At 71.5% G+C, this 15310-nt stretch carries 14 protein-coding genes; 5 read left to right on the top strand and 9 right to left on the bottom strand.

What is annotated here, in order from left to right:
* Window positions 1-9: 9 nt before the first annotated feature.
* The 3 genes from H8N03_RS00750 to H8N03_RS00740 are packed head-to-tail and all read right to left on the bottom strand — an operon-like array spanning window position 10 to window position 1681.
* Window positions 10-492, bottom strand: a complete 483-nt coding sequence (locus H8N03_RS00750) for a DUF456 domain-containing protein (RefSeq protein WP_187074208.1) — start codon at window positions 490-492, stop codon at window positions 10-12.
* Complete coding sequence (locus H8N03_RS00745) at window positions 489-1328, bottom strand: 5'-3' exonuclease (RefSeq protein WP_187074207.1); 840 nt, start codon at window positions 1326-1328, stop codon at window positions 489-491. Before H8N03_RS00745 ends, H8N03_RS00750 begins: the two co-directional genes overlap by 4 nt.
* Window positions 1325-1681 carry a DOPA 4,5-dioxygenase family protein gene (locus H8N03_RS00740; protein WP_187074206.1) on the bottom strand — a complete coding sequence of 119 codons (357 nt, stop codon included), beginning with the start codon at window positions 1679-1681 and terminating at the stop codon, window positions 1325-1327. Before H8N03_RS00740 ends, H8N03_RS00745 begins: the two co-directional genes overlap by 4 nt.
* A 47-nt stretch (window positions 1682-1728) precedes the next feature.
* On the opposite strand from H8N03_RS00740, the gene H8N03_RS00735 reads away from it, so the two are divergent.
* Both H8N03_RS00735 and H8N03_RS00730 read left to right on the top strand, forming a co-directional pair.
* Complete coding sequence (locus H8N03_RS00735; protein ID WP_187074205.1) at window positions 1729-2061, top strand: hypothetical protein; 333 nt, start codon at window positions 1729-1731, stop codon at window positions 2059-2061.
* Window positions 2062-2515: 454 nt separating this feature from the next.
* The gene (locus H8N03_RS00730; RefSeq protein WP_187074204.1) at window positions 2516-2857 is read left to right on the top strand and encodes a hypothetical protein; all 342 of its coding nucleotides are present in this window, start codon (window positions 2516-2518) and stop codon (window positions 2855-2857) included.
* A 15-nt stretch (window positions 2858-2872) separates the two neighbouring features.
* On the opposite strand, the gene pbpC is transcribed toward H8N03_RS00730, so the two are convergent.
* From pbpC to H8N03_RS26570, 3 genes are all read right to left on the bottom strand, one after another.
* Entirely contained in the window at window positions 2873-5008 is a 2136-nt protein-coding gene (gene pbpC / locus H8N03_RS00725) for a penicillin-binding protein 1C (RefSeq protein WP_187074203.1), read from the bottom strand.
* Window positions 5008-10872 (bottom strand): alpha-2-macroglobulin family protein, encoded by a 5865-nt coding sequence (locus tag H8N03_RS00720; RefSeq protein ID WP_435531645.1) that lies wholly within the window; start codon window positions 10870-10872, stop codon window positions 5008-5010. Before H8N03_RS00720 ends, pbpC begins: the two co-directional genes overlap by 1 nt.
* Window positions 10873-10999: 127 nt before the next feature.
* On the bottom strand, window positions 11000-11410 hold the full coding sequence (locus H8N03_RS26570; protein ID WP_354005055.1) for a septal ring lytic transglycosylase RlpA family protein: 411 nt from the start codon (window positions 11408-11410) through the stop codon (window positions 11000-11002).
* Between the two features lie 283 nt (window positions 11411-11693).
* Between H8N03_RS26570 and H8N03_RS00710 the strand changes: the two genes are divergently transcribed.
* Window positions 11694-12110, top strand: coding sequence for a VOC family protein (locus H8N03_RS00710; protein WP_187074202.1), 417 nt, complete (start codon window positions 11694-11696; stop codon window positions 12108-12110).
* 169 nt (window positions 12111-12279) lie between these two features.
* Here the strand turns inward: H8N03_RS00710 and H8N03_RS00705 are convergent, their stop codons facing one another.
* From H8N03_RS00705 to H8N03_RS00695, 3 genes are all read right to left on the bottom strand, one after another.
* Window positions 12280-13002, bottom strand: coding sequence for an anti-sigma factor (locus tag H8N03_RS00705; RefSeq protein WP_187074201.1), 723 nt, complete (start codon window positions 13000-13002; stop codon window positions 12280-12282).
* Window positions 12999-13568, bottom strand: coding sequence for a sigma-70 family RNA polymerase sigma factor (locus H8N03_RS00700; protein WP_187074200.1), 570 nt, complete (start codon window positions 13566-13568; stop codon window positions 12999-13001). Before H8N03_RS00700 ends, H8N03_RS00705 begins: the two co-directional genes overlap by 4 nt.
* A 93-nt stretch (window positions 13569-13661) precedes the next feature.
* Window positions 13662-14072, bottom strand: coding sequence for a COG4315 family predicted lipoprotein (locus H8N03_RS00695; RefSeq protein ID WP_187074199.1), 411 nt, complete (start codon window positions 14070-14072; stop codon window positions 13662-13664).
* A gap of 198 nt (window positions 14073-14270) precedes the next feature.
* On the opposite strand from H8N03_RS00695, the gene H8N03_RS00690 reads away from it, so the two are divergent.
* Both H8N03_RS00690 and H8N03_RS00685 read left to right on the top strand, forming a co-directional pair.
* Entirely contained in the window at window positions 14271-14702 is a 432-nt protein-coding gene (locus H8N03_RS00690) for a DUF3597 domain-containing protein (RefSeq protein WP_187074198.1), read from the top strand.
* Window positions 14703-14715: 13 nt separating this feature from the next.
* Window positions 14716-15291, top strand: coding sequence for a DUF937 domain-containing protein (locus H8N03_RS00685; RefSeq protein ID WP_187074197.1), 576 nt, complete (start codon window positions 14716-14718; stop codon window positions 15289-15291).
* The last annotated feature ends 19 nt before the right edge of the window (window positions 15292-15310 follow it).

Below are 15310 nucleotides of genomic sequence, written 5' to 3'. Positions count from 1 at the left end.
CTCCCGCGCTCAGAAGATGAGCGCGACGACGAAGATGCCGATCATCATGAAGGCGAGGACGAATTTCGCAAGCATGCCGGCCATCAGCCCCAGCCAGGTGGCGATGCCGACGCGCACGGCCTGGCCATGTTCGCGCCGCGCCATGTATTCGCCCACCGCGGCGCCCACCAGCGGCATGAACAGCACGCCGACGAGCCCCATGAAGATGCCGGCGACGGTGCCGATGGCGGCCCCGATGAGGGCCTGGCGGCTCGCGCCGGCGCGCTTCGCGCCCAGGATGCCGGCGACGTAGTCCATCAGCCAGGCCAGGATGGCCAGCACCGTCACGGTGCCGACGGCGAAAGCGCCCACGCGGGTGAAGTCGTCGATCCACGCGCCGAGCACGATGCCCGCCAGGACGAGGATCGTTCCCGGCAAGGCGGGCAGGACGATGCCCGCGAGCCCCGCGACGATGAGCGCGGCACTCAGCAACCAGAGCAAGGTGTCGTTCATGCGCCGACTTTACGTGCAATGGCGGCGCGCGTGGCGCGCTCGACCAGCTGCGGCGCGCCTATGCCCTCGGCCCATGCAGCGAAGGCGGCGGTGGGGCCCTGCCAGCGCAGGGATTCGACGTCGGAGAACAGGTCCGCGTCCGTGCGCAGCGTCGCGAGGCGCTTGAACAGGAGCGCCGCCTCCCTCTGCGCGCCCAGTACGCTGGCGGGGAAGGACTCGATGGGGCCGTGCTGGTTCAACAGCCGCGCCGCTCCGACGGCGCCGATGCCGGAAATGCCGGGGTAGCCGTCGGCCGCGTCGCCGACCAGCGCGAGGTAGTCGGGGATCAGCGCGGGCTCCACGCCGAACTTCGCGCGCACGTCGGCGGCGGTGAAGATCTTGTCGGCCCTGCGGTGCACCTGCACCACGCGGTCGCCGCGCACGCATTGCGCGAGATCCTTGTCGGGCGTCCAGATCAGCACCTTCTGCACGCGAGGATCCGCTTCCGCGAGCCGCGCCCCGCTGGCGAGCGCATCGTCGGCCTCGAGCTCCGTCATCGGCCAGGTGACCACGCCCATCGCCGCCAGCCCCTCCTCCAGCGGATGGAACTGCGCCCACAGCGCGGGCTCGATGCCTTCGCCGGTCTTGTACCCGGGCCAGAGTTCGTTGCGGAAGGACTCGATGACGTGATCGGTCGCGACCGCGACGTGCGTCGCACGGTTCTCGATGATCTGCAGGATGCCGTTCAGCACGCCCGCCACCGCGCCGAAGGGACGGTCCTGGCCTTTCGTGAAGCGGCGCAGGCCGTGGAAGTGGCGGAACAGCTCGTAGGTGCCGTCGACGAGGTCGACGATCACGACGCGCGCTCCTGGAACTGCCGCAGGTCGAGCGGCCACTCGTTGCCGAGCCAGTAGGCGTAGTCGGTGTGGTCGCGCAGCGCGTCGCCGCTCAGGCCGTGCACGAAGACGTCGAGCCCGCCGCGATGCGCATCCAGCCACGGCACGATGCGGTCGAACTCCGCCGCGGAGAAAGCGAGCTGGCAGCTCCAGCGCGGATGCGGCCCCACCAGCTTCTCGTGCACGCGGCCCACCGCCACGTGGAACAGGCGTCCGGCCTCTTCGCACAGCGCACGTGCCTGTGGGACCGTGTCGGCGTCGAAGTAGACGTGCGCGTGGTAGGCGGAGTGGATGTTGACGGGGCGGCGAGGCATGGCGGCATTGTCCTAGACTGCGTTACGTGCGACGCCCTGATCCATGCATGAACTTCCCGCGCGCCAGCGCCACGACCCTGTTCGCGCTGCTGGCGCTCGCTGCGCAAGCACAGCAGGCGCCACCTGCGCCGCCCTTCGATGTTGCCTACCGCGCGTGGGACGTCGTGACGGAGCTCGCGCGCAGCAACGGCGACCCGGCGCTCAGCGGCGAATGCGGCAGGACATTCCGGCCCTTCGTCATTCCCGGGCTGCGGATGCAGAACAGGCAGGAGCAGGACCAGGCAGCGGCGGCCTGCGTGGCACAGGCGCGGGCCGTGTGCGGCAATGCGAAGGTGCGGAAGACGACGGAGGAGGGGAAGAAGTGCGGGGAGTTCCGGTAGGGGTCTCAGCCCGGAAGCTCCGTGCTGTTTCCGATCGGGCAGTAGGACGGCGTCGGTCCCCATGACGGGTCCTTGACTCCGGCGTTCACCAGGCGCTGGCGCCATTCGGGCCATTTCGTGTTGGGTGGAAAGTTGCGCATGTTCGGCGGGACCACGCGCGGCAAACCCCTTCCAATCTCGTCCTTGTTGCTGTTCCAGCCGGTGAATCCGCCCACGTCGAGACCGGTCTTGATCTCCCAGATGCCACACGCAATCTGTCTCCGCGTACGTCGACCAATGTCAGCTATCGGCGGCCGCCGTCATCGAGGAGGCCCAAGCCGACCGACGGCCCCCAGTCTGAAGCGGTCATTCACCGAGGCTGACCTGAAAGGATCTACCCGCAGTAGCAGCGTGATGGCTCTTCCCCATAACGGCCATCCGACAATCACTCCCCTGCCCACGGCAGAATCCCGAAATGAGCCATCCTGACCTCGAGACCCGTGCGAGAGCATTGGTCGACGACAAGCTGATTCGCGCCTACTGGGAAGCGGTCGAGCACTACAAGACGACGGACCTGGTCCTGATCTACGCCGTGGGCGACTCCAAGTACCCGGTGCGGGCGTTCGCGCGAGAAGAGTTGCTCTCCTCGACCCTCCCCTCGGACATCAAGGCGAAAGTGGCGAATCCTGCGAGCGGCGCAGCCAGCCCACCGGCCGGCGGCGACGCGACCTTCTGGTTGCTGGCCATCTTCTCCGACGAAGAGGCGGCATGTCTCCCCGTGAACGCAAAGCTCATGGCACCGGGCGGGCGCGCGTAGGCTGATGCGCGGCGCTCAGCGCCGTCCCGCCTTCACCCCCGCCCCGCGCACCTCGATCCGCACCTCGTCGAGCACCCGGCCGCTCGCATCGGCCAGTTGCAGCACGTGGCGCCCCGGCCAGGGCTGCCAGCTCGCGCTGGCGCCGCGCGCGAACTCGCGGCCATCCACGCGCCAGCGCAGGTGGGCGCCGCCTTCGGCGCGCAGCGTCACGCGCTGGCGCAGCGGCGGGATGTCCGGGTCGAGCGCGATGATCGTGCCGCCCACGGGGGACACGATGCGCCCGGCCAGCGGCGCATCGCTGCTGCCTTCGCGATCGATGGCGAAGGCAGCCTGCTGCGTCCCCGGCAGGAACCATTCCGTACGCGCAGCCTCCAGCCGGTCCGGGTAGCGCACCGCCTGCTGCACGAGCCCCGACGGCGGCCGCGGCGCGCGCGAGCGCTCGCTGGCGTGCAGGTACCGCATCACGGCGGCCCACACGGGCGCGGCGCCGCTGATGCCACTCACGTCGTGCATGGGCGCGCCGCCGGCGTTGCCGACCCACACGCCAACGGTGTAGCGCTCGGAGAACCCGATCGCCCAGTTGTCCCGCATGTCCTTGCTGGTGCCGGTCTTCACGGCCGTCCAGAAGCGCGTGGCGAGCAGGCTGTCGGTGCCGAAGGTGCGCGAGCGCGCGTTCGGGTCGGCCAGGATGTCCGCGACGATGAACGCGGCCTGGGGGTCGATCGCGACGCGGCCCGGCGTCGCCGGTTCGCCCGCACGCCGCGGCAGCCAGCGCGTCTCGCCGAAGCGGCCGCCGTTGGCCAGCGTGCGGTACGCATTGGCCAGCGACAGCAGTGGGACCTCGGCGCTGCCGAGCGCCAGGCTGTAGCCGTAGTAGTCGCCGCTCTCCTTCAGGGGCAGGCCCGCCGCGCGCAGCTGCCGGTGGAAGGCCTGCGGCCCCACCATCACCAGCGTGCGCACGGCCGGCACGTTGAGCGACGCGCCGAGCGCCGTGCGCACGCTGACCCAGCCCTTGAAGTCGTGGTCGTAGTTCTGCGGGATATAGAGGCCGGCCGCCGTCGGGATGTGCGCCGGCGAGTCGTCGAGCAGCGACGCCGCCGTGATCCGCCGTTCCGCGATCGCCTGCGCGTACAGGAAGGGCTTCAGCGTGGAGCCGGGCTGGCGCTGCGCCGTCACGCCGTCCACTTCCGCCGCCTGGCTCAACTCGCCGGAGGAGCCTACCCAGGCGAGCACTTCGCCGGTGGCGTTGTCCAGCACCACCACCGCGCCGTCTTCCACGTTGCGCTGTCTCAGCTCGCGCAGTTGCTGCTGCAGGCTTTGCACCGCCACGCGCTGCACGTCCGCGCGCAGGGTCGTGACGACCCGCGCCTGCCCCTTCGCCTGCCGCACGGCCAGGCGCGCCAGGTGCGGCGCGATGCCCTCGTTCGCCGCATACGCCTTGCGCTGCAGCGAGGCGTCCACCACCATGTCCAGCCCTTCGCAGCCGGTGCCCGGCTCGGCCAGCTTGAGCACGCCGCAGGCGCGGCGCGTCACCTGCGAGGCCGCCGCATTGGGAGAGCGCACCAGGGCCGCCGCCACGGCCGCCTCGCGCGCGTCGAGTCCCTGGCTGGCCTTGCCGAACAAGGTGCGGGAGAGCGCGTCGATGCCCACCACCTCGCCGCGGAAAGGCACGAGGTTGAGGTACGCCTCCAGGATCTGGTCCTTGCGCCAGCTGCGCTCCAGCGACTGCGCGCTCCACGCCTGCCCCAGCTTCTGCGTCACGGTGCGCCCGCCGGGGCCGGCCCGCCAGTCCTCGTCGAGCAGGCCGGCGAGCTGCATGGTGATGGTGGACGCGCCGCGCGTGCGCTTGTTCCACAGGCTGCCCCACGCCGCGGCGGGGACGGCGCGCCAGTCGACGCCGCTGTGTTCGTAGAAGCGCTTGTCCTCCGACAGCACGAGCGCCGTGCGCAGCGCCGGCGACACGTCCGCGAGCGAGGTCCACTGCCCGCGCCGCACCGTGGAGTCGTCGCGCACGCGCTGCAGCAGCTCGCCGTGGCGATCGAGCACCAGCGCGTCCGAAGGTTGGTACGCCGCACGCACTTCGTCCAAGGCCGGCACGGCCGCGGCGGCGCCGGCCCAGGCGATCAGCACCGCGGCAGCCATCGCGCGCATCACCGCCCTGCCTCCACCTTCAGGCGCGCATTCGGCAGCTCGCCGTACATCTCGGGCGCGTACATCGCCTCGGCGCGCGTGGGCGGCAGCGCGAACTCGCCCACGTTGTTCAGCCGCACCGTGTATTCCATCCTGAACGTGCCCTTGGGCACGTACTCGAAGTACGCGCGGTACGACTCGAAGCTGCGTTCCTCGAACGCAGGCCACGCGCCGCTCGCCGCCTTCTGGCCGCTGGTGGCGATCTGCGAATCGCGGCCCAGGCCGCTGCCCAGCAGCGTGGCGCCGCCGGGGATGGGATCGGTGACGACCACCCAGGTCATGTCGGTGGCGGACACCACTTCGAGCGACACGCGCAGGACGTCGCCGCGGCTGGTGCGGCCGGCCACCGCCTGCTCCACGGGCGTGATGGTCTTCTTCACCTGGAAGCCGGCAGCGTACGGCGCCTTCAGGTCGATGGCGGCCAGCGACTGCACCGTGAGCCAGGGCTTGCCGCTGCCCTGGTGCGCGACATCCAGCGTCGCCGCCGTGCCGCCCGCCGGCCACGGCAGGAGCATCGGCTGCATCCGCTCCACTTTCGCCCAGTCCACGGCAGCACTGCCTCCGGCCAGCGTGGCGCGCGTCGCGCCCGCCACCGGCGTGGCTTCGAACTTGCGCGAGAACTTCTCCAGCGCGAGGCCGCCCCACAGGTTCGCGGTGGTCGTGTGCCACGCGCCGCGCTGCTGGCGCGCGATGAAGCCCGAAGCCAGGCGGCCCATGTCGTCCATCCAGGCCGGGTCGTCGATCACGGCGAGGATCAGGCGCGCCGTGTTCACGTCGCCATTGGCCATCAGCCACCACCAGTAGTCGTCCCGCTCGGTGCTGAACACGAGCTTCGTTCCCTGGAAGGAGAGCCGCGCGCGCAGCACCTGGTTCGCTTCGGCGATGCGCTGCTCGCGCTGCGGCACGTCGTTCACGCGCTTGAGGATGGCCAGCCAGTCGATCACCGCGTGCGTCGGCCACTGGTTCGGCGCGATGGTGATGCTGGCGAGCATGCGGCCCTGCGCCTTGCCGTAGCGGGAGAGCGCTTCCAGCGCGGCCAGCTTGCGCACGTCCAGGTCCTTGCGCGGCGACCAGAAGTCGCGCTGGATGCGGCCCTCGACGAAGGCGACGAGGCCGCGCTCCATCGGCGCGCGCACGTCGTCCGGCAAGGCGAAGCCGGGCGCGATCGAGGAGGCCTCGTGCGTCGCCGCGAGCAGGTACGCCGTGAGCGCATCGCTGCCGCGGTTCGCCTCGCCGTCGCGCGGCGGGAAGTAGCTGGCCAGGCCGTCGGCGTCGAGGTACGTGGGCAGCGTCGCCACGACGGCCTGCCACATCTTCGCGTCGCGCAGGCCGACCGACTTGCTCGCCTTCTGTTCCAGGCACACGAAGGGATAGGCCGCGAACCAGTCGCGTATGCCGGGCAGGCCCTCGGCCAGGCGCGGCTGCAGCGCGAGGCGGATGCCGCCGCGCTTGCCGCCGGTGGCGGGCAGCGCGTCCGCAGGAGGGGCAACCTCCAGCGTGTACGGCGCCTCCAGCTGCACCAGCGTGGCCTGCTGCACCGTCACCGGCACGGCGGGCACGATGCGCTGGCGCGCCTTGAGCCCGTCGCGGGCGCCGGAGAGCGTGTCGCGCGCATCGATCTCCCACAGGATCGCCTCGGGCCGCGCCTGCGCCAGGGACGCGGGCGCCGTCACCGTCCATGCGACCTCGCGCGCCTCGCCGGCCGGGATGTCCACCACCTGCGGCTGCAGCGCGAGCAGCGTCGCGCGCGGGGCGACTTCCACCTTCATCGCCTTCGCCGTGGTGTTGCGCAGCGTGAGCTGGGCGCGGAACTGGTCGTCCTCGCGCACCAGCGGCGGCAGCCCGCTGATGATCTGCAGGTCCTGCGTCGCTCGGATCGTCGTCTGGCCCGTGCCGAACAGCCCCGTGCCGTGGTCCGCGACCGCGACGATGCGGAAGGTGGTGAGCGCGTCGTTGAGCGGCACGGTCACCACGGCCTGTCCCCGGGCATCGAGCAGCACCTTGGGGTTCCACAGCAGCAGCGTGTCGAGCAGTTCGCGCTGCGCGCCCTTGCCGCCGCCACCGCCGGCGGGCACGGCCTTGCGGCCGTAGTGCCGGCGGCCGATGATCTCCATCTGCGCCGTCGAGGTCTCCACGCTCCAGGGGCGGCGCTGCAGCATCGCATCGAGCAGCTTCCAGCTCTCGTTGGGCATCAGCTCCAGCAGCGCCTGGTCGACGGCGGCGAGCGCCACTTCCGCATTCGCCGCGGGCTGGCCATCGGGCCGCTTCACCTGGATCGTGACGCGCGCCTGCCCGCGCACCGGGTAGCTGTCGCGGTCCGCCTTCACGTCCACCGCGAGTTCGTGCGCCCGGGTGCCGACGCGCAGTTCCGCCATGCCGAGCCGGTAGGCGGGCTTCGACAGGTCCACCAGCGCGGTCGGCGCGACGTACTCGCGGCCCTCGAACCAGAAGGCGGTCCACCATTCGCGCGGCGCCCGTAAGCCCCAGGTGAAGAAGCTGTACCAGGGCACCTCGCGCAGGCGTCCCCGCAGGGCGAGCACGCTCACGTAAACGTTCGGGCCCCAGCCCTCCTCCACCTTCACGGTCACGGTCGGGTCGTCGCCGCGGAGGTTCACGACCTGCGTCGCGAGGATGCCTTCGCGTTCGACGGCGACGAGCGCCGTGGCGAAGCGGAACGGCATGCGCACCTGCAGGCGCGCCGTCTCGCCGGGCTGGTACGAGCGCTTCTCCGGCAGGACGTCGATGCGGTCGTGGTCCGCGCCGCCGAACCACAGCTCGCCCTGCCGCGTGACCCACACCGAGCTGCCCGCCTCGCTCGTGTTGCCCTGCGCGTCGCGCGCCGTGGCGACGAGCTCCACTTCGCCGGCCTCGCCCAGCTTCGTCTCGCACAGCAGCAGGCCGCGCGCGTCGCTCCTGCCGCTGCACACGGTGCCCAGGTCCTTGCGCTCCGTCTTGTTGTCGTAGGTGTAGAAGCCGCCCACCATGCGCTTGCGGCTGGTGGTGGTGACGCGCGCGACCGCCTTGACCTCGAGCGGCACGTCGGCGGCCGGCTTGCCATCGAGATGCAGCGCGATCGCCTGGAAACGGATCTTCTGCGCCGCAGACACCCAACCCTCCGTGCGCAGGCCCGCGACGACGGCTGCCGGCCACAGGCTCGTGACGTGCCGCAGCGTCTGCACCTCGCCGTTGGGGTCGGCATAGCTCGCCTCCAGCACCAGCTCCTGCGGTCGGCGCAAGGTGGGCAGCTCCGGCACCGTCAGCCGGCCGGCGCCGTTGCGGTCCAGCGTGAGCGGCAGCTTGTCCGCCACTACGCGCTGGTCGTCGGCGGACGCGGGATCCTCGTCGCCCTCGCCGCCGGCACGCCGGTCGCCGCGCGGCGGCAGGAAGCTGAACTCCTCGTAGTCGGAGAAGCTGACGCCCTTGCCGCGCACCAGCGCGGACACCCGCACGGGCAGGTTGGCCGCACCGCCGCCGGAAACGTAGTTCACCTGCACCGCCGTCGGCACGGACGACACGTTCACCAGCGGCCTGGCGTCCACGGGCGCGATGCGGCCTTCCAGCACCGGCAGGCGGAACGCCTCGACGCGGAAGCTGCCACCGGTGCCCGCTTCGTGGTTGCCGCGCATGGAGACCTCGTACACCCCGAGCTTCGCCGCGGGCGGCACCTGGAACTGGCTCTCCGCGCTCACGCCGCCGGTGGGCGTCTTGCGCCAGGCCAGCGGCTGCGTGAACTGCTGGCCGCTGCCCACGTGCGTCACGACGAGTTCGCTGGGCAGCCGATCGGGAACGCCGAAGCCCCGGCCCGTCTCGGTGCGCACGAGGTGCTTCATGGACACGGTCTCGCCGGCGCGCAGCAGCGGGCGGTCCAGCACCGTGTGGTAGCGGCGGTCCGGCCGCGGCTCGCTGCTGGTGGGCACGTTGAAGCGCCAGGGCTCGATGCCGCGCTGCCAGTCGCTGAAGGTGAAGGCCAGCTCCTCGCCGCCCTTGCCGTCCCCGGCGCGCACGCTGACGAAATAGGCCCGGCGGTGCCCGTCCTCGTCGTCCCCGCCGCACCAGGGCGCGCGCGGGTCCAGGCCCTGCAACCGGGCGACCCCCTGCGCGTCCGTCACGGCCGTGGCGAGCTCCTTGCCGTCGCAGCTGGAGACGCGCACCTTCGCGCCGGCCACCACTGCGCCCTTGTCCAGCGTGGTCACCCAGGCCACGGCGTTCTCGCGCCCCAGCTTGAAATGCACGGCGAGGTTGGTCACCAGGGCCGTCGTGCGGACGTACATGGCGCGGGGCTGGCCGTGGCGCGCGTCCAGCAGCGACTGGCCGAGCGCGGGCGACGCGATCTCCACGACGTGGAAGCCCGGCGCGAGCGGGATGCCGACCACCTCGAAGGGCCGCGGCTCGTTGCCCGCCGGCCGCGGCAGGTCGAGGCTGCGCACGCCCGGCGCCCCCGCCAGCAGCGACAGCATGCGGGCCTGCACGCGCGTGGTTTCGTGCGGCGCGAGCGGCCGCGGCAGCGGCTGCTTCACGTCGCGCGCGGCATCGTCGCGGTCCACGTAGAAGCTCTCGTAGCGCGCCACCTTCAGCAGCCAGCGCACGATCTCGGCGTCGGTGCGGGGCGCGAGGTCGCCGACCTTGCCCGCCGTGAGCGCCTGCGTGCGCAAGCTGGCCTCCACGTTGCGCAGGGTCACCGGCAGCAGCGCCGCGCCGTCCGGTTCGGCGTAGCGCTCGACGATGCCGAACGGCGCCGCGGCGAACTTGGCCAGCGGCGGCATGGCACCCGTGGCGACGGCGAGCGGAAAGTTGTCGGCGTTGCGCAGGGTGCGCCCGGAGGCATCCTTGAAGTCGCGCGGCAGCTCGATGCGGAACTGCGTGCGCTCGGCGAACACCGGCTTGAAGGTCACGCCGTTCACCACCGCGTCGCCGTCGCCCTCGTTCGCGTCGAAGGTGGGCGCGATGCTGCCCTGGTCCGACCTCAGGCGGACCTGCGCGGCCAGCTTGCGCGGCACGGGCGCGTTGAACGCGAGCGTCATCGGCCGGATCGGCAGGCAGGCGGCATGCGCGTTCTCGCGCTCGCAGCTGAAGGTGGCGGCGAAGGGCTGGCGCACGCGGAAGCCGAAGCGGCGCTCCACCGAGTTCGGCACGCCCGAGGGCGTGGCCACGCCCTTGCCGTAGACCACCTGCACGCGCGCATCGGGCGGCAGCGTGCGGTTGCAGGCCAGCGTGGCGAAGCGCAGCGGCTCCTTCGCCGCCTCCTTGTCCAGGTGCGCGGCCTTCAGCAGCTCCTCGCGCTCGCGCCCCTGCAGCAGGCGCACCGGGACGCGTTCGCCCAGGCCCTCGACCGCGCACGTCACGTACTGCTGGAGGCTGGCCGTCGTCGCCGGCCCGTTCAGGCGAAGGACGAAGAACTGCTCCTCGTCGATCGTGCCGCCGGAAGGAAGGATGCGCTGCACGAAGGGGCCGCCGGTGCTGAAGCGCCAGCTGCCGGCCGCGAGCGCGGCACCTTTCGGCGACTGGAAGCCGGCACGGGCCTGCACGGTGCAGGTGATGCCCGGGGGCAGGTCGGCGTCGAACTCCAGCACCCACTCGCGGTCGCTGTTCCAGCGCGCGCTGCCGCGGGTGGCCTGCGCGTCGCTGCAGGAAAGCGCCAGCGGCGCGGGCGCCCTGGCATCGCCGAAGTTGACGGCCGGCTCGTCGAACTTCGCGACGACCCGGCGCACCTGCGCCACCTCGCCCTGCGGCGACACCGCGGTCAGCTGGAGCGCCTGGGCGGCGCCGCCCAGGCCGACGAAAAACGCCGCCACCAGGGCACGGCGCATGCTCTTCTTGTTGTCCATCGATCCCTCCGGCGCGAAGGTTAGCCGATGGGCAACCTCCCTCGCGAATGCACGCATCTTGCGTGCGGCGCCGCGCGCGTGCCAGGGAAAGTGTGTTCCGGGCGCGGAAGGGAAATTCCGCGCTGGCTCAGCGCTCGACCAGCACCACCTGCGCCTGGCCGGCCTTCACGAACCCGAGGGCAGAGGCCGCGGCGCGGCTCAGGTCGATGATGCGATCGCGCAGGCGCGGGGCGCGGTCGTTGATGCGCACCACCACCTCGCGCCCGTTCGCGGGATTGCGCACGCGCACCAGAGTGCCGAAGGGAAGCGTCTCGTGCGCCGCGGTGAACGCGTGCATGTCGAAGCGTTCGCCGCTCGACGTGCGTCGCCCGTGGAACTTCGCGCCGTACCAGGTGGCCTTGCCGCGACCGAGTTCCGACGGCACCTGCTGCGCCTGTTCCGTGCTGGCGTCGGGCAGCGGCTGCGCCGCCGCGAAGGCCATGAACATGGCCGACGCCAGGACGCCAGTGACGCAGCGGGCGATCACGCGCGCGATCACGGGTGGGCGGTGGCGGGAGTGTTCATCGGCATGATTCTAGATGGGGCCATGGCTGAGGCTCGCCGCCCAAGCGAACGCAGCATTGCAGAAGACGAACAGTGCCAAGGCCTGGGAACCTGCCAGCCACAATGTCCAATGACCAACAACCCTCAGGACGTGCTTCAATCTGCGCATGCGTTCCCCTCTGCCGCCGATGGTACTGAAGGCACGCCGCCCCCACGCCGTAGTGCGTCGTCCCGAGTGATAGAGCGCTCCTACAGCTCCCCACTTCGAGGTAGCCGTCATGGACATCCGCATCTGTATCGACGTTCCCGACCTGGAGCGAGGGATCGCGTTCTATACGCAAGGTCTCGGGCTGCACCTCGCGCGGCGCCTGAATGACGACTGGGCGGAGCTGGTCGGCGGCTCCAGTCCCATCGACCTCCTCGCGAACGAACCGGGCACGTCACCCCTCGGGCCCGAGCGGCCCCAGCGGCGCGACTACGCGCGGCACTGGACGCCCGTGCACCTGGACTTCGTCGTCGAACGCATCGACGAGGTCGCGCAGCGGCTGGTGGCGCTGGGCGCGACGCTCGAGCGGCCGATCGCCGACCGCCGCTGGGGGCGCATGGCCAGCCTGGCCGACCCGTTCGGCCACGGCCTCGACCTGCTGGAATTCAAGGGTCGCGGCTACGACGAACTGCTCGTCCCGCAAGCCTGACCGGCAATCGCTCAGCTTCGCTCCAGCCTGAAGGAGCGCTCGTCCCTTCCTGCTTTTTCGGCGACGCGCACTCTTCCATCGGCAGGCGGGCACATGCTGCTGCGGCGCGTTGCGGGCCGCTGGTCACGCGGCGCAGCGGTGACGCGCACGGCCTGAGAAGCCCGGAGCCTCAGCGCCAGAGCTTCCCGCAGAGCCCCCGGTACACGAACGGCGAACTGGGTGCCGCAGGCCGAGCGCCTGCTGCCTCGATGCTCACCGCCAGTTCCACCGCCGGAAAGAACACCTGCTCCGCGGGCGCGTCCAGCGTGACGTGGGTGAACTTGCCTTGCGGCAGCGGCCCCACCGGCGCGACCGCCCCTGCCTTGTCGATGCGCCAGAGATACAGCGTCCGCCCCGCCGGCACGGGCACGGGCGTCAACTGCTTGATGTCGACCTTGCGGCCCTGGCGCAGGCTGGAGACGATCAGTCCCGGCTGGCCCTGCGCGGTGGCGAGCACGCCGACGTAGCTGTCCGGCAGTTCCATGTCGCGGCGCGAACCCACTTGCGCCTGCCAGAGAACGGGCACGAGCGAGCCCACCAGCAAGCCGACGGCCAGCGCACCCGCGGGCGCGGGCGCCAGCAGCCGGCGCCACCACGAGGGCTTGGGTGCCGGCGCGTCGCGCCGCGTGGTCGCCTTCTCGATGCGCGTCCACAGCGCATCGCTCGGCGCCTGCTCCGGCAAGGCCCGGTGCAAGGGCGCGAGGCGCCGCGTCCAGTCGTTCACTTCGTCCACCAGTGCCGGCGTCGTCTGCATCGCCGCTTCGAACCGGCGCCGTGCCCGGCCCCGCAGCGTGCCCGCCACGTAGGCCGCGGCCAGCTGCTCGATGGCCGACGGGTTGCGGTACCAGTTCATGCCACGGCCTCCATGCAGCCCTTCAGGCGCATCAGGCTGCGCCGCGTCCAGGCTTTCACGGTCCCGAGGGGACGCGCCATGCGCTCGGCGATCTCGGGGTGCGTCAGCCCGTCGTGGAACGCCAGCAGCAGGGCTCGCCGGGGCTCGGGCTCCAGCTCGCCCATGCAGCGCGCCAGCTGCGCGTCGCCTTCGAGCGCGAGCAACTGGTCGATGGGCGAGGCGTCGTCGGCCGGCACGTCGTACACGCGCTCCTCGCCGTCGTCGCCGCGCCAGTGCAGCGGCTCCTCGGGGCGACGCTTGCGCAGCAGGTCGATGGCGCGATGGCGGGTCACGACGCACAGCCAGGCCAGCGTGCGGTGCTGCCCGGGCGCGGCGCGGTCGGCGCGGTTCCAGAGCGCCGCGAACACTTCCTGCAGCACGTCTTCGGCCGCCGCGCGGTCCTGCATCACGCGCAGGGCCACCGCCATCAGGCGGCCCGCGACGCGCCGGTACAGCGTTTCGAACGCCTGTGCATCGCGCAAGCCGATGCGCGCCAGCAACTCGCCGACCTCGTCACGGTCTTCCATCGCGGGGCCCTCCCCCATGCAGTGGGCCGGAGCATACCGATTCGCGGCATGCCCGGCCACACGTCCGCTGGGCGCGAAGCACCGGGAGGGAGCTCAGTAGTCCGGATTGGGACCACCTGGCTTGGCCGTGGGTCGCGCGTTGGCGACCGGCCTGGAAGTCACCGCATGCCACACGCCACCTTGCCCGTCGCCGCTGCGGTCGCCGGGCTTGGCGTCGCCGCCGTAGTAGTAGAGCGGCTTGCCGTTCATGGTCCATTGGCGCGTGTCGGCGATCAGGCCGAACTCGCCCGTGGCCGCGGCGTCGGCCTTGGCGATGTACGCGGGCCAGGCGGCCAGGCAGCCGCCGGTGCAGTTGCTCTTGCCCGGGGCATCCTTGTCGAAGGTGTAGAGCGTGCGGCCGGCGGCGTCGGCCAGCACGCCGTCGCGCATGACCGGCTGCGCCTGGGCAGCGACGGCAGCGAAGAACGACAGCGCGAAGGCGGCGGCGAAAGTGCTTTGCTTCATGAGGGGATCCTCCGGTGGGTCGGCCCGCACCATTGCGTGCCTGGATCCAGAACGGAGGCGCGGCGCGCCTGGATGCAGCGCATCGAAAAAAAATTCGTACGGTCCAGCATCGCAACGTTCGGTCACCCCGCGCTGCAGCGCCGGCACTAGGATGGCTTCCCGTGGCGCACCGCGCCACCGGACAACAAAGGAGCGGACATGAGTTTCTTCGGGAAGATCCTCGACAAGCTGGGCTTCGATGCGGGCAACAAGAAGGTGGAAGAGATGCTCAACACGCCCGTGCCGGCCCGGTCGCCGACGAGCGTGGCGGGTGCAGGCCCGGCGCCCACCGCCGCTGCCCCCGCGGCGGCGGCTGCAACGCCCGCGCCGACGGTGGACGTCACCGCGATGCTGGAACAGAAGGCGGCCGCGAACCCGCAGAAGCTCAATTGGCGCACCTCCATCGTCGACCTGCTCAAGCTGCTGGACCTCGACAGCAGCGTGCAGGCCCGCAAGGAGCTCGCGACCGAGCTGCGCTGCCCGCCCGAGCTGATGAACGATTCCGCGAAGATGAACGTGTGGCTGCACAAGGCCCTGATGCAGAAGCTCGCGGCCAACGGCGGCAAGGTGCCCGCCGAACTGCTCGATTGAGGAGGAGGCTGCCATGAACATCGGCGAGTTGCTGGCGCAGTCCGGCGGCCTGGCCTCCATCGCGAACGAGCTGGGCATCAGTCCGCAGCAGGCCTCCGCCGGCGCGGAAGCGCTCGCGCCCGCGGTCCTGGGCGGCTTCCAGAAGCGCACGCAGGAGGCAGGGGGTGGCGGCCTGTCCGACCTGCTGTCGTCGCTGGGCGGGGGCGGCCTGCTGGAGCAGGTGCTGTCGCCGCGCCCCACGGATGTCTCCGCCGGCAACGACGTGCTCGGGGAGATCTTTGGCTCGAAGGACGTCAGCCGCGCCGTCGCCCAGGACGCCGCGGGCAGGAGCGGGCTCGACCCGGAGTTGCTGAAGAAGATGCTGCCGCTGCTGGCGATGGTGGTCACGGGACTCATGGCCAAGGGCCAGGGCTCGGCCGGCAGTGCCGGCGGCGGCCTGGGCGGAATGCTCGGGAGCATCCTCGGCGGGGGGAGCGCTGGCGGCTCGGGGCTCGGCGGGCTGGGTGGGCTCGGCCGCATGCTGGATGCGAACGGCGACGGCAATCCGCTGGACGACATCCTGCGCGCCGTGGGGAAGTCGGGACGCTAGTCCTCCTTCTGGCCGACTT

Source organism: Ramlibacter cellulosilyticus (assembly GCF_014297465.1).
In the GTDB taxonomy this organism is placed as follows: Bacteria; Pseudomonadota; Gammaproteobacteria; order Burkholderiales; family Burkholderiaceae_C; genus Ramlibacter; species Ramlibacter cellulosilyticus.
Note: the sequence above shows the minus strand (reverse complement) of the source record. Positions and strands in the feature narration are given on the sequence as shown.